General features: G+C 70.2%; 6 protein-coding genes. 1 reads left to right on the top strand and 5 read right to left on the bottom strand.

From position 1 onward, the window contains the following. Nucleotides 1-71: 71 nt before the first annotated feature. The 5 genes from IT371_26990 to IT371_26970 all read right to left on the bottom strand — a co-directional run bounded on the left by IT371_26990 (nucleotide 72) and on the right by IT371_26970 (nucleotide 12,658). Nucleotides 72-1,913, bottom strand: coding sequence for a choice-of-anchor J domain-containing protein (locus tag IT371_26990; protein MCC6751329.1), 1,842 nt, complete (start codon nucleotides 1,911-1,913; stop codon nucleotides 72-74). A 31-nt stretch (nucleotides 1,914-1,944) separates the two neighbouring features. Continuing rightward, complete coding sequence (locus IT371_26985) at nucleotides 1,945-3,261, bottom strand: hypothetical protein (GenBank protein MCC6751328.1); 1,317 nt, start codon at nucleotides 3,259-3,261, stop codon at nucleotides 1,945-1,947. An 11-nt stretch (nucleotides 3,262-3,272) separates the two neighbouring features. Then, nucleotides 3,273-5,708 (bottom strand): hypothetical protein, encoded by a 2,436-nt coding sequence (locus IT371_26980; protein ID MCC6751327.1) that lies wholly within the window; start codon nucleotides 5,706-5,708, stop codon nucleotides 3,273-3,275. A 1,273-nt stretch (nucleotides 5,709-6,981) separates the two neighbouring features. Further along, nucleotides 6,982-9,669, bottom strand: coding sequence for a hypothetical protein (locus IT371_26975; protein MCC6751326.1), 2,688 nt, complete (start codon nucleotides 9,667-9,669; stop codon nucleotides 6,982-6,984). Nucleotides 9,670-10,519: 850 nt separating this feature from the next. After that, a complete protein-coding gene (locus IT371_26970; GenBank protein ID MCC6751325.1) occupies nucleotides 10,520-12,658 on the bottom strand; it encodes a hypothetical protein in 2,139 nt (712 codons plus the stop codon). Nucleotides 12,659-13,067: 409 nt separating this feature from the next. Between IT371_26970 and IT371_26965 the strand changes: the two genes are divergently transcribed. After that, nucleotides 13,068-13,880, top strand: a complete 813-nt coding sequence (locus IT371_26965) for a matrixin family metalloprotease (GenBank protein MCC6751324.1) — start codon at nucleotides 13,068-13,070, stop codon at nucleotides 13,878-13,880. The last annotated feature ends 2 nt before the right edge of the window (nucleotides 13,881-13,882 follow it).

The raw sequence follows: 13,882 nt of genomic DNA, 5'->3' as shown, positions 1-13,882 counted from the left end.
TAATACTGACCTGTTAATAGTCCTTTAACAAGTCTGGAAATGAATCGCTTGTGGTCTTCGCCCAGCCGCATTCAGGGGCAGTTCGTATAGACCGTCACGTCGTCGATGTAGATGCCCTCGCCCTGGTTGGCGATGCCGTCCCCCGTGTCGAGCTTCCACTCGAGGCGCACGGTGCGGCCGGCGAGGCTCGTGAGGTCCACGAGGATCTCCAGCCACTGGCGCATGCGGGGCACGGTGGCGCTGGTCTTCTTCCAGACCACAGTGTTACCCGCGCCGTCGAGCGCGGTGAGCGCGAACCGGTCGTAGTTCTCGCCCGCCTCGGTGTCCATCCAGAGGCGGAAGCGGAGGGCCGCCTTCTTGCCCGTCGGGAGCGCGACCGAGGAGGTCGTGAGCGTGCCGCGGTTCGCGCCTCCCGAGACGTAGTTCCCGTTCTTCGGGTGGCCGTAATAGACGCTCTGCTTGCCCGCGAACGGCCGGCGCGGGCTCACCTGCCAGCCCACCACGGGGTCCTTGTTCAGCACGGCCCAGCCGATGGGGAGCGCACCGCTCTCGAAGTCCCAGAAGCTCGTCTGACTGCCGGCGGCAGGGCTCCAGTCCTTCGGGTTCTGCGCGGTGCTGCAGGCCAGGCACCCGGTCGCGTCCTTCTGCCCGTCGGAGAAGCAGACCCCGGCGATCACGCACTTGCCGGAGAGAGGGCTCCAGTCGGTCTTGCTCTTGTCGGGCGCGCAGGCCGCGCAGGCGGTGGGGTCCAGCTCGCCGCTCGTACGGCAGACGTTTCCGATGAGGCACGCGGCGCCCTTCACGCGCCAGCGCGTCGGGCTCTCGGCGGGGACGCACTCGCCACAGCCGCCCTGGTTCGTCGCGCCCGGCGTGTAGCAGGCGCCGTCGATCAGGCAGCGGTCGGGGACCGGGGTCCACTCGAGCTTGCTCTTCGACGGGATGCATTTCCCGCAGCCCGTGTCGTCGAGCTCGTCGGGCTTGCGGCACAGGCCGTCGATGTAGCAGGCGTCGCCCGGGATGCTCCAGGCGGAGCTGCTCAGGCTCGGATCGCAGACGCCGCAGCCCCCGTCGTTCGTGTCGCCCTTGCGAAAGCACGCGCCGTCGATCAGGCAGAGGCCGGCCACCGCCGACCAGTCGTTCGGGTTGCGGACCGGGTCGCAGACGTAGCAGCCGGTGTCGTCCTTCTGCCCCGGCTTGTAGCAGAGCCCGTTGATGCGGCAGAAGACCGCGAGTGGCGTGAAGGCCTCCTGCGAGGTCTTGGGCTCGCAGCTGCTGCAGCTCTTGGCGTCCGTGTCGCCGGCGGTGAAGCACTTCTTGTCGACCAGGCACGAGCTCGCGCGGAGCTGGTTGCCGAGGCAGCCCCCCTTGCCGTCGCAGAGGTCGTCCGTGCAGGAGAGGCCGTCGGCGCACTTCTCGCCGTAGTAGGTGCCGGTACAGCGGCCCGCGTTGCAGTAGTCGTCCTTGGTGCAGCCGTTCTTGTCATCGCAGGAGCCGCCGGTGGCGGGGTGCCAGGCGGTGGGGTCCCCCGTCGGGTCGCAGCTCTGGCACGGATCGAGGGGGCTTCGCTCCTCGGCCTTGAAGCAGCGGAGCTCGGTGGTCTTGCCCGGCTGGCGGATCGGGAGCGCGCAGAAGCCGGGCTTGGGGGCGAAGCGGCAGGCCCCGCTCCCTTCGCAGAGGTTCTCCGTGCAGTCGAGGCCGTCGTCGCAGAGCTGGAAGCGCGTGGCGCGGCAGAGGTGGTCCGGGCCGCAGACCGGATCGATGGCGCACGGGTCGTGCGCGTTGCAGGCGCGGCCCGGGGTCTCGCAGCGAAAGAGCGCGCCGTCGGCGGCGGGCGCGGCGTCAGAGGTGGGGCCCGACGGAGCGCCTCCGCAGGCGGCGAGGCAGAGCGATAGCGCGGCGGCTCGGTGACGCATGGATGAAGGAGGACTGCAGTGTAGGCCAGCTTCAGGGGCAGGTCGAGACGGCGAAGCTCCTGGTGGCGCTGGCCCCGGCCGCGTCGGTGATGGTCGCGGTGACGGTGTGCGCGCAGCCCGTGGCGGGGGCGGTCCAGCTCGCGTCGCTGCGCGTGGCCGTGCTGGTCGCGGTGCCCATCGCCCCCGAGCTCGCGCTCCAGGCGAAGGTGATCGGCTGTCCCTCGGGGTCCTGCGCCTCGACCCAGAAGGAGACCGTGGCGCCGGGAACTATGGAGGTCGTGGACTGAAAGCTCGCGCCGATCGCGGGGGCGAGGTTCACGGGCGGGGGCGCGCTGACCGAGAGGCGCAAAGAGCCCGTGGTCGTTCCCCCGCGTCCGTCGGAGACGGTGACCGCGAGCGTACAGTCGCCCGAGGGAGGAAGGGTGGCCGGGGCGGTCCAGGTGGGGTTCTGTACGCTCGGGCTGCTGAAGCTCCCCGCGCAGGCCCCGCCGCCGTCGGCCCAGGCGAAGGTGAGCGTATCGCTGTCGCCGTCGCTCGCGGTGAGGGTGAGCGTCGTGCTCTCGCCCACGTCGAGCCGCGAGGGGGTGGCGAGGAGGCTGGCGACCACCGGCCAGGTGTTGAAGCCGGCCTCGATCCGGGCGGCGCCCTTCGCGTGCGCGAAGGAGACGTCGATCCCGAAGGAGAGGGTGACGTCGCCCCCCCTGCCGTCGCTGACGGTCACGGCGAGCGTGACCGGACCCTCGGTGGCGGGCGCGGTCCAGAGCGGGGCCGCGGCGCCGAGGTCGTTGAAGACGCCGCCGCTCGCGCTCCAGGTGAAGCGCAGGGCGTCGGCGGGGTCGGGGTCGTGCGCGGCGAGCGAGAGGCTCACCGGGGTGCCGGGCGCCACGGCGTTGCTCGAGGCGAAGAGCCCGTCGATCACCGGCACGCTGTTGCCGAAGGGGAGGGGGGGCGTCTTCTGCTGCAGGAGCAGCGTGACTACCGCCGTCGAGCCGGTGGCGATGGTCACGCCGGAGAGCTGGCCCTCGTAGAGCACTGTGCCGGCGGCGTTCGCGGCCTGCGCGGCGAAGGTCCGGTTCGTACCGGAGGGGATCTTGGCGATCGTGCCGCGCCAAACGCCCGCGGTGAGCGCGAGGTTCTGCACGATGGGCGTGCCGATCCCCCCCCCCGTGACGGTGACCGTCACGCGCGTGACGTCGGCCGCGGAGAGGCCCTTGACCGAGACGCCGAGAGCGGCGCCGCCCGGCAAGCCCTCCGCGCCGCAGGCCGCGGCGAGGAGGGAGACCCCGAGCGCGAAGCCGACCCGACGGAGCCGGGCCGCCTCACGCGCGAGCTTGGGGAGCGTCGCCACGTCGCTCGCCGCTAGTAGTAGAGCGACCAGAGGCCGAGGCCCTCCGGATGGCTCGTGGCGGTGAAGAAGAGCTTCGTGCCCACTACGAGGAGGTAATCGGGGCTGGAAGCGTCGACGCCGGGGAGGAGGTCCTTTACCAGCACCGTGCCCGCCGTCGTGCCGTCGGTCTTCCAGAGCTCGCTGCCGTGCGTACTGTCGTTAGCCCTGAAGTAGATCGAGCTTCCGGCGACTGCGAAGGCGTCCGGGTTCGAACCGTTCGCGCCCGGGTAGATCTCCTTCAGCACGGTGGTACCGGCAAGCGTGCCGTCGCTCTTCCAGAGCTCGATGCCGCCCACCCCGTCATTGGCCCGGAAGATGAGCGTGCTGCCCAGGGCGGTCAGATTCCAGGGCGTCGAGGAGGAGTTGCCGGTGTAGATGTCCTTCACAATGATGGTCCCGGAGTTGGTGCCGTCGGACTTCCAGAGCTCGATGCCGGAGGCGCCGTCGTTGGCGCGGAAGAAGAGCGTTCCGGCCACGTTGGTGAGGAGGTTCGGAGCCGAGCCGCTGGTGCCCGGGCGAATGTCCTTTACCAGCACGGTGCCCCCCGCGGTGCCATCGGACTTCCAGAGCTCGGGGCCGGTCGTGCCGTCCGTGGCGGAGAAGTAGAGCGTGCTCCCCACGGCCAGGAAGCCTGAGGGGCTCGCGTTCGTCACCCCGAGGGCGAGGTCCTTGACCATCACGGTGCCGCCGCTGGTGCCATCGGACTTCCAGAGTTCGATGCCGCTCGTGCCGTCGTTTGCCGCGAAGTAGATCGCGCCCCCGAAGGTCGTCAAGTAGCTCGGGCTGCCGCTCGGGGCGCCCGGGTTGATGTCCTTGACCATCACGGTGCCGGCGCTCGTGCCGTCGGACTTCCAGAGCTCGGCGCCGTTCGTGCCGTCGCCGGCGGTGAAGTAGAGGGCGCCGCCGAAGGAAAGCAAGTAGGTCGGGCTGGTGCTGTCGCCGCCCGGGGTGATGTCCTTGACCATCACCGTCCCTGCGTTCGTGCCGTCGGACTTCCAGAGCTCGACGCCGTTGGTGCCGTCGGTGGCGATGAAGAAGAGCGTGCTCCCGACGACGGTCAAGCTGTACGGGCCCGAGGAGCCCGCTCCCGGATAGATATCTTTGACCATCACGGTACCCGCCGTCGTGCCGTCAGTTTTCCAGAGCTCCTGGCCGGTCACGCCATCGTCCACGGCGAAGAACACGGTGCTTCCCACGGCGGTCAGGTACCTGGCGTTGCTGAAGCCCTGTCGTCGCAGGTTCACGTCCTTGACGAGGACGGTGCCCGACGTGGTGCCGTCGCTCTTCCAGAACTCGTAGCCGTGAGCCCCGTCGTCGGCGACGAAGAAGAGGGTGCTTCCGGCCGCGACGAGGGGCGCCGGAGCCGCGCCTTCGGTGCCAGGCTTGATATCCTTGACGAGGGCCGTGCCGAGGGCGGTGCCGTCGGACCTCCAGAGCTCGGGGCCGTTGGTCGCCGTGGTCGCCTGGAAATAGAACGAGCTGCCGATCACCGTGAAGTGGCTGGGGTCGGCGCCCGAGACGCCCGGGTTGATCTCAGAGACGAGGACGGTACCCAGCGCCGTGCCGTCGGTCTTCCAGAGCTCGTACCCGTGGGTCCCATCGTCGGCGCCGAAGTAGACCGTCGCCCCCACCGCCGTCATCCCATAGGCCGTGGAGGGAGCGCTGCCCGGGTTGATGTCCTTCACGAGCACCGTACCGGCCGAGGTGCCGTCGGATTTCCAGAGCTCGGTGCCGTTCGTTCCGTCGTCCGCTCGGAAGTAGACCACGCCGCCCGCGGCCACGAGATTCGTGGGGCTCGAGGAGCCGCTGCCCGGGTTGATGTCCTTCACCATCACCGTCCCAGCGGACGAGCCGTCGCTCTTCCAGAGCTCGCTCCCGGTCGCGCCGTCGTCCACGGCGAAGAAGAGGCTGCTTCCGACGGCCACGAGCGAGCTTGGGCCGTAGTAGAACGGCGTTCCCGGGTTGAGGTCCTTCACCAGGACAGTTCCGCTCGGCGTGCCGTCGGACTTCCAGAGCTCGATACCGTTCGTTCCGTCGCTGGCGCTGAAGAAGAGCGTGCTGCCGACCGCGACGAATTGATACGGGTTGCTGCCGCCGCTGCCACCCACGATGTCCTTGACCATCAGGGTTCCGGCGGTGGTCCCGTCACTCTTCCAGAGCTCGGTGCCGTTCGTGCCGTTCGTGGCGGAGAAGTAGACGGTGCCGCCCATGACCGTCAGGCCCGTCGGGCCGCTCGAGTTCGAGCCGCTGTAGATGTCCTTGACCATCACGGTGCCTGCCGCGGAGCCGTCGCTCTTCCAGAGCTCGACGCCGTTCGTTCCGTCGTTGGCGACGAAGAAGAGCGTGGTTCCGACAGCCAGGAGCGACTGCGGGCTCCCGTTCCCGTTGGGGTTGATGTCCTTGACCATGGCCGTGCCGCCGGCGGTGCCATCGGTCTTCCAGAGTTCGTAGCCGTGCTGGCCGTCAGTTGCGACGAAGTAGGTCGTACTGCCGATCGTCGCGGGCGTGACGGAGTAGTTGGCGCCATTGAAGGTCGTCGAGGGGCCTACGGCCGCCACGAGCACCGGGCCGCTCGCAAACACCGGCGGAGCGGAGGTCTGGAGCGTGAAAGAGCCGGTCGAGGCTCCGCCGCGCCCGTCGCTGACCGTGACGGTGAGGGTGCAGGCCCCGGAAGGCGGCACGACCGCTGGGGCGGTCCAGGAGGGGTTCTGCACGGTGGCGCTGCTGAAGCTGCCCGCGCAGGCGCCGCCGCCGTCGCTCCAGAGGAAGGTCAGGGGATCGCTGTCCGGGTCCATGGCCGTGAGCGTGAGCGCCGTGGTCTGGCCCGCACCGAGCTGCGACGGGGTGGCGTTCATCCCCTGCACCACGGGCCAGGTGTTGAAGCTCACCTCGAGAGAGGCGCTGCTGCTCGACGAGCCCACGTTGAGCTGCACGCTGAAGGCCTGGCTCGCGCCCTTGCTGTCCGAGACGGTGATGGTGAGGGTCTGTGGCCCCTCGGTGGCCGGGGCGGTCCAGGTGGGCGTGGCGGTCGAGCCGCTCGTGAAGCTGCCGGCAGTCGCACCCCAGGCGTAGGTCAGGGGGTCCGAATCCGGGTCGTGCGCGAGCACGGTGAGCTGGACCGTGCCGCCCGGCTCGACGTTCGCCGCCGAGGCCACCACCGCGTCGATCACCGGGGCGGAGTTGGCGTAGGGGTTCGGCGCCGTCGCCTGTTGGAGCAACAGCGTGACGAGTGCCGGCGTGCCGCTCACGACGTTCACGCCCGTGACCTGGCCCGTGTAGAGGAGCTGGTCGGCAGCGTCGTAGGCGTCGGCCTTGAAGGTGCGGTCCGCGCCCACGGGGATGCCGCTGATCGTGCCCTTCCACTGGCCGCTCACGAGGCCCAGGTTGGCCGTGATCGGGGTTCCGATCCCCGTTCCCGTGACGGTGACCGTTACGCGCGTGACGTCGGCTCCGGAGAGCTTCTTCACCGACACGCCGATCACCGCGCTCCCCTCGGCGCCGCCCTTACCGCAGGCGGAAAGCCCGAAGAGAAGCGCTGCCACCGCCAGCACGCTGCCGTACCGCTCGACCCAAGACCGCATCATCGTCCACTCCCTGTTGCGGGGCCCTGTGCGCCCCTGTGCGTAGCCTGTGAGATCCAAACTTCGAGCGCGTCATCCGACGCGAAACCTGTTGCCTGCGTCAGTAATAGAGCGACCAGAGGCCGAGCCCCTCCGGGTGGGTCGTGGCCGTGAAGAAGAGCTTCGTGCCCACGACGACGAGGTAGTCCGGCGTGGAAGCATCCATGCCGGGGCGGAGGTCCTTCACCAGCACCGTGCCTCCGCTCGTGCCGTCGGTCCTCCAGAGCTCGGTGCCGTGGGTGCCGTCCTCGGCGTTGAAGTAGATCGCGCTTCCGGCCACGGCGAAGGCGTTCGGGCTCGAACCGCTCGCGCCCGGGCAGATGTCCTTCACGATCGTCGTTCCAGCGGTCGTGCCGTCGCTCTTCCAGAGCTCGACGCCGCCCACGCCGTCGGTGGCGCGGAAGAGGAGCGTGCTCCCGAGGGCCGTGAGATTCCACGGCGTGGAGCCCGTGGGGCCTGGGTAGATGTCCTTCACGAGCCCGGTGCCGGCGGCGGTGCCGTCGGACTTCCAAAGCTCGGTGCCGTTCGCGCCGTCGTTGGCCCGGAAGAAGAGCGTGCCGGCCACGTTGGTGAGCTGGCTCGGGGACGAGCTCCCCAAGCCAGGCAGGATGTCCTTGACCAGCACGGTACCGGCGGCCGTCCCGTCGGTTTTCCAGAGCTCGGTGCCGGTCGTGGCGCTCAGGGCCTGGAAGTAGAGCGTGCTCCCCACGACCTGAAAGCCCATCGGGGTCGAGCCCGCAGCCCCGGTGTTGATGTCCTTCACGAGCCCGGTGCCGGCGGTGGTGCCGTCTGACTTCCAGAGCTCGGCGCCGCTCGTGCCGTCACGTGCCGCGAAGTAGAGGGCGCCCCCGAAGGCGACCAGGTAGCTCGGATTGCTGGTAGTGGCACCCGGGTTGATGTCCTTGACCATCACGGTGCCGGCGCTCGTGCCGTCGGACTTCCAGAGCTCGGCGCCGTTCGTGCCGTCGCTGGCGGCGAAGTAGAGCGCGCCCCCGAAGGAGACCAGGTAGCTCGGGTTGCTGCTGGCGGCACCGAGGTTGATGTCTTTGACCATCACGGTGCCGGCGCTCGTGCCGTCGGACTTCCAGAGCTCGGCGCCGCTTGTGCCGTCGGTGGCAACGAAGAAGACCGTGCTCCCGCTGGCGGTCAAGTTGGTGGGGTTGGAGGAGCCCGCTCCCGGGTTGATGTCCTTGACCATCGCCGTACCGGCCGTCGTGCCGTCGGACTTCCAGAGCTCCTGGCCGTTGGTGACGTCGCCGTCGTCCGCGGCGAAGTAGATGGTGCTCCCCACGGCCGTCAGGTTCTTCGTGTTGTAGCTGAAGCCCTTTCGTCGCAGGTTCACGTCCTTGACGAGGACGGTGCCCGAGGTGGTGCCGTCGCTCTTCCAGAGCTCGTACCCCGTCGCTCCGTCGTCGGCGACGAAGAGGAGCGTGCTTTCTCCGACCGCGCGGAAGTAATAGTAGGGAAGCGAGCTGCCGGGTCCAGGGTTGAGATCCTTGACGAGGACCGTGCCTAGGGCCGTGCCGTCGGATTTCCAGAGCTCGGTGCCGTTGGCCGAGGTGGTGGCTTGGAAATAGAGCGAGCTGCCGATGACCGTGAAGTTGCTGGGATTGGCGTACGCGTCGCCCGGGTCGATGTCGGAGACGAGGACGGTGCCCGCCGCCGTGCCATCGGTCTTCCAGAGCTCGGTGCCGTGGATCCCATCGTCGGCGTCGAAATAGACCGCCGACCCCATCGCGGTCATCCCATAGGGCGCGGAGGGAGCGCTGCCCGGGCTGATGTCCTTCACGAGCACCGTACCGGCGGAGGTGCCGTCGGACTTCCAGAGCTCCTCGCCGTTCGTGCCGTCGTCGGCTCCGAAGTAGAGCACGCCGCCCGCGGCGGAGAGATTGCTGGGGCTGGAGGAGCCACCCGGGCTGATGTTCTTCACCAAGACCGTCCCGGCCGAGGTGCCGTCGCTCTTCCACAGCTCGTAGCCGCTCGTCCCATCGTTGGCGACGAAATAGAGGGTGCTCCCGAGGCCCACGAGCGAGGCCGGGGACGAGCCCCCGCTCCCGGGGTAGACGTCCTTGACCATTACGGTGCCGGCGCTCGTGCCGTCGGACTTCCAGAGCTCCGTCCCGTTCGTGACGCTCGTGGCCGAGAAGTAGAGCGTGCCGCCCACGGCCGTCAGGCTCGTTGGGTCGCTCGAGGTCGAGCCGCCGTAGATGTCCTTGACCAGGACGGTGCCTGCCGCGGTGCCGTCACTCTTCCAGAGCTCGGTGCCGTTCGTGCCGTCGTTGGCCGTGAAGTAGAGCGTGGTGCCGACGGCCACCAGCAGTTGCGGGCCGCCGTTGCCGTTCGAGTTGATGTCCTTGACCAGGACGGTGCCCGTCGCGGTGCCGTCGCTCTTCCAGAGCTCGTAGCCGTGCACGCCGTCGGTCGCCGAGAAGTACGTCGTGGCGCCGATCGTCACCGGCGGGATGAGGTAGTGGGCCCCATCAAAGGTCGTGGCCGGTCCCACCGCCGCGACGAGCACCGGGCCGCTGGCAAAGACGGGCGGCGCGGAGGTCTGGAGCGTGAGAGAGCCGGTCGAGGCCCCGCCGCGGCCGTCGCTGACCGTGACGGTGAGGGTGCAGGCTCCCGAGGCCGGCAGCACCGCCGGCGCGGTCCACGAGGGGTTCTGCACGGTCGTGCTGCTGAAACTGCCCGCGCAGGCGCCGCCGCCGTCGCTCCAGAAGAAGGTCAGCGGATCGCTGTCGGGGTCCATGGCCGTCACCGTGAGCGCCGCGGTCTGGCTCGCGCCGAGCAGCGACGGGGTGACGTTCATCCCTTGCACCACGGGCCAGGTGTTGAAGCTGACCTCGATCGTGCCGCTGCCGCTCGACGCGCCCACGTTGAGCTGCACGCTGAAGGCCTGGCTCGCCCCCTTGTTGTCCGAGACGGTGATGGTGAGGGTCTGCGGCCCCTCGGTGGCCGGGGCGGTCCAGGTCGGTGTGGCGCTGGAGGCGTTCGTGAAGCTGCCGGCCGTCGCGTTCCAGGCATACGTCAGGGGGTCCGAATCCGGGTCGTGCGCGAGGACGTTGAGCTGGAGGGTGCCGCTCGGCTCGACGCTCGCCGCCGAGGCCGCCACCGCGTCGATCACCGGCGCCGAGTTGGCGAACGGGTTCGGTGTGACCGCCTGCTGGAGCAGCAGCGTCAGGAGCGCCGGCGTGCCGCTCACGATGTTCACGCCCGTGACCTGCCCCGTGTAGAGGAGCTGGTCGGCGGCGTCGTACGCGTCGGCCTTGAAGGTGCGGTCCGCGCCCACGGGGATCCCGCCGATCGTGCCCTTCCACTGGCCGCTCGCGAGGCCCAGGTTGGCCGTCATCGGCGCGCCGATCCCGGTGCCGGTCACGGTCACCGTCACGCGCGTGACGTCCGCCCCGGAGAGCTTCTTCACGGACACGCCGATCACCGCGCTCCCCTCGGCGCCACCCTTGCCGCAGGCCGCAAGCCCGAGGAGAAGTGTGGCCACCGCCAGCGCGCGACCGTATCGCTCCACCCAACCCCGCATCGTCGTCCGCACCTTCTTGCGGGGGCCCAGAGCCCCCTGCGCTGTCACAGAACCTTCAAAGTCGTCAATCCGCCTGCCCCGCCTCGAGGCGCAGCACCGTTCCGCTCGCGCCCACGGCCCAAGCCTCGCTCGGGCCCGCGCCCCACACGCCATAGAGGTCCTTCGTCGTGCCCGAGGCCACGCTCTTCCAGCTCGCCCCGTCGAAGCGGAGCAGCGTTCCCATCGCGCCCACGGCCCAGACCTCGCTTGGGCCGCTCCCCCACACGCCGTAGAGGGGGCGGCCGGTTCCCGAGGGCGTGGCGACGAAGCGCGTGCCGTCGAAGCGCAGCAAGGTGCCGTTCGCCCCCACGGCCCAGCCGTCGGTCGGGCCGGCGAGCCAGAGGCCGAAGAGGTTGCGCGTGGTGCCGGTCGTGACCGCGACGAGGCCCGAGGCGCCGCCTCGCCGCGCGACCCCGGAGGCGCCTACCGCGAGGATCTCGCTCGCGCCCAGGCCGGCGACCGCGAACAGGTCCTGCGTCACGCCCGAGGTCACGGCCTGCCAGCTCGCGCCGTCGAAGCGGCGCGCGGTGCCCGCGGCCCCCACGAGCCAACCGTTCGACGCGCTCCCGCCCCAGCAGCCGTAGAGCCCGACGGCCGTGCCCACGCTCTGCGGGGCGAAACGCAGCCCGTCGAAGCGGAGCGCGGTGCCGCCCTCGCCCACGAAAAACGCGTCGTTCGCCGAGGCGGCCCAGACCGCGCGCAGCGTGCTCGTGACGGGAGCGGGCCGAAGCTGCGCTCCCCCGCCGGGGGTGAGGGCGACCGCGGCTCCGGAGGCGCCGACCGCCCAGGTCCGCGCGGGGCTCCCGCCGACGGCGCGGAGCGTGGCCGTCGTGCCGCTCGCGAGCGCGGTGACCTTGCGGCAGCCCGTGCGGTCCAGCGTGCAACTCGTTGTGCAAGCGAGCGTGCCCGCGGTGAAGCCCTCGATCGCGCAGGTGCGCCCGCCGAGCGCGCTGCCGTCGCAGACCTCGCCCGCGTCGAGCGCGCCGTTGCCGCAGGTGGGGCAGGTCACGGAGAAGAGCTGCTCGGTGGTGGCGCCGGCGTCGTCGGTGACGAGGGCCCGGAGGCGTTGCCCGCAGGCGGCTGCGGGGGCGGTGAAGCGCACCTCGCTCTCGCCGGCCGTCGTCGTGGGCGTGCCGAGCGAGCCCGCGCTCGCGCTCCAGGCGAAGGTGAGCGGGCCTCCCTCGGGATCGGTCGCCGCGACGCGGAAGGTGGCGCTCTCGCCGGGGGCGAGTCGTTCCGTGGCCTGAAACGTGGGTCCGATCGCCGGGGCGACATTCCCCGCCCGGGTGCCGACGGTGAGCGTGACGGCGCCGCTGGTCGAGCCCCCTCGCCCGTCCGTGATCGCGACCGAAAGCGTGCAGCTCCCCGAGGGGGGCACGGTCGCGGGAGCCGTCCAGCTCGGGCTCGCGGCGGAGGCGTCGCTGAAGGTGCCTGCGCAGGCCCCGCCGCCGTCGCTCCAGGCGTAGGTCATCGGATCCCCGTCGCTGTCGTTCGCCGAGAGGACAAGGCTCGTGCTCGCCCCCGGCGCGACGAGGGCGGGGCTCGGGGCGAGCGACGTGATCGCCGGCCAGGTGTTGAAGGTGGTCGTGACGTCGGCCGAGCCCGTGGGCCGCACGGCGAAGGTGGCGCTGAGCGGCGGGATCGCCCCCTGGGGAACGAGCAGCGAGGCGGTGAGTGCGACGGTGCCCTCTTCGAGCGGGACGCGGAGCGTGGTGATGGGGGCACGGGGCTCCTCGATCGTGCCCGCGCTCGACGACCAGAGGAGCGCGCCGGAGGAAGCCGGCCCGAGGAGCTCGACCGCCACGGGGAGCGCCTCGCCCGAGATGAAGCGGCCGGGCCCGAGCCGGAGCGCGGCCACCCCGGCGTCACCGGGTTGCTCGACGCGTCGCAGCCGTATCGCAACAACCGTGCGCGCGCCGTCCTCGAGGGCTACGCCCTGCGCCTGGCCCCGGCCCACGAGCGTGCCACGAGCGTCGAAGGCCTCGGCCACGACCGCACCCTCGCGGGTCGGAGCGAGCCCCTGCCAAACGAGACGCGCCGTGGCGCCACTGCGTGGGCTACCCGCGGTCCAGGCCAGCTCGCGTGAGCCGGTGCCCTCGGGCGTGATCGTGACGCGGGCGAGGGTCGTCAGCGGAAGCCCCGGCTCCGGGATCGGCTCGACCACGAGCTCTCCGCCGGCAGGTGCGCGGCAACCGCCGAGCAACGCTCCCAGAAAGTAAACCAGAATACATCTTGAGGATGTCACAGCCGCCCGCCCCACGATCTCCAGGTAGTAAATCACCCTGCATTGACTCCAGTCAACGCCTATGTGGTCAAGTTGCGCCATTCATCTAAGTATCTTGTTTTAAACGCTTGTGCTATGGCGGAAATCAACCTGGGTGAGTTCTGGCTGGACCACTGCCAGCGGCGGCGCTAGAAATGTATTTTAAGTTACATTGTTTTGTGTAGATTTATGGCGCGGCGCGGTGGCGACGGTTCGCGGGCGCCGAGGTCGCGAGGGGTCGTTTTTCCGGGCGCCCGGTGTCAAAGAAGACGTGGGCTCCCTCCAATACCGTTCAGGCGTGACGAGACCAGTGAACCTCCGGCGAGCGGCAGTGGTGGTCTTCGGGCTCGTGGCCAGTCTCGGGACCGGCTTCGCCCGCGCCGAGCCGGGCCCCCGGTCCCTCAAGCAGGTGGTCTACGTGGCCCTCGAGGGCGAGCGGCTCGTACGTGGCGGGAGCGATGCCCACGCGAGCTCCTCGCCGGCGCTGCTCGTTCCCGAGCTCGCCTACCCGGCGCTCGACTGGGAGCCACTCGGGGGCCGGGCGCGCGCGCAGCCCGAGCTGCTCGTCGAGCTGGCGCGTCTCTTTCGTCCCTGGCAGGTGGAGCTCGTGACAACCCGCCCTGCGGCCGGCCCCTACACAATGGTGGTCGTCGGGGGCCGCGGCGAGGGAGTGCTCGGTGCCGCCGAGGGGGGAATCGGCGCCTCCCCCCTCGACTGCGAGAATACGCAGCCGAGCGACGTGTCCCTCGTCTTTGCCGACCGCGTGGACAGCCCCGCGCGCCTGGCGCTGGTCATCGCGCACGAGCTAGGTCACACCTTCGGCCTCGAGCACGTGGACGACCTGCAGGACATCATGTACCCGACGCTGAGCCGCACCGCCTGCTGCTTCGGGCAGGCCGAGCTGAAGGGGACGTCGAGCTGCGGACGGACGGTGCAGGATGCGCGCAAGATCCTGGACCAGAACCTCGGGCTTGCGCTGTCGGCTTCAGACGGGACCGCCGAGTCGCCAGCGGCCGGGTGCGCCGTGGTTCCCGTGGGCAGGGGCGCCGCGTCGTGCGCTGCGCTGGCGTTCGTTGCGCTGCTCACGCTCCTCCGACGCCGACGCCGGCCGATCCGCTTCTAGTC

It is taken from the genome of Deltaproteobacteria bacterium, from assembly GCA_020848905.1.
Taxonomy (GTDB): Bacteria; Myxococcota_A; Polyangia.
This window is presented reverse-complemented; position numbering and strand designations above follow the sequence as displayed.

Excerpts from the sequence above, each read along its gene's own strand:
- IT371_26975 (MCC6751326.1), bottom strand. The coding sequence starts at position 9,669 with ATGGACCCCGACAGCGATCCGCTGACCTTCTTCTGGAGCGACGGCGGC.
- IT371_26980 (MCC6751327.1), bottom strand. The coding sequence starts at position 5,708 with ATGGTCAAGGACATCAACCCCAACGGGAACGGGAGCCCGCAGTCGCTC.
- IT371_26990 (MCC6751329.1), bottom strand. The coding sequence starts at position 1,913 with ATGCGTCACCGAGCCGCCGCGCTATCGCTCTGCCTCGCCGCCTGCGGA.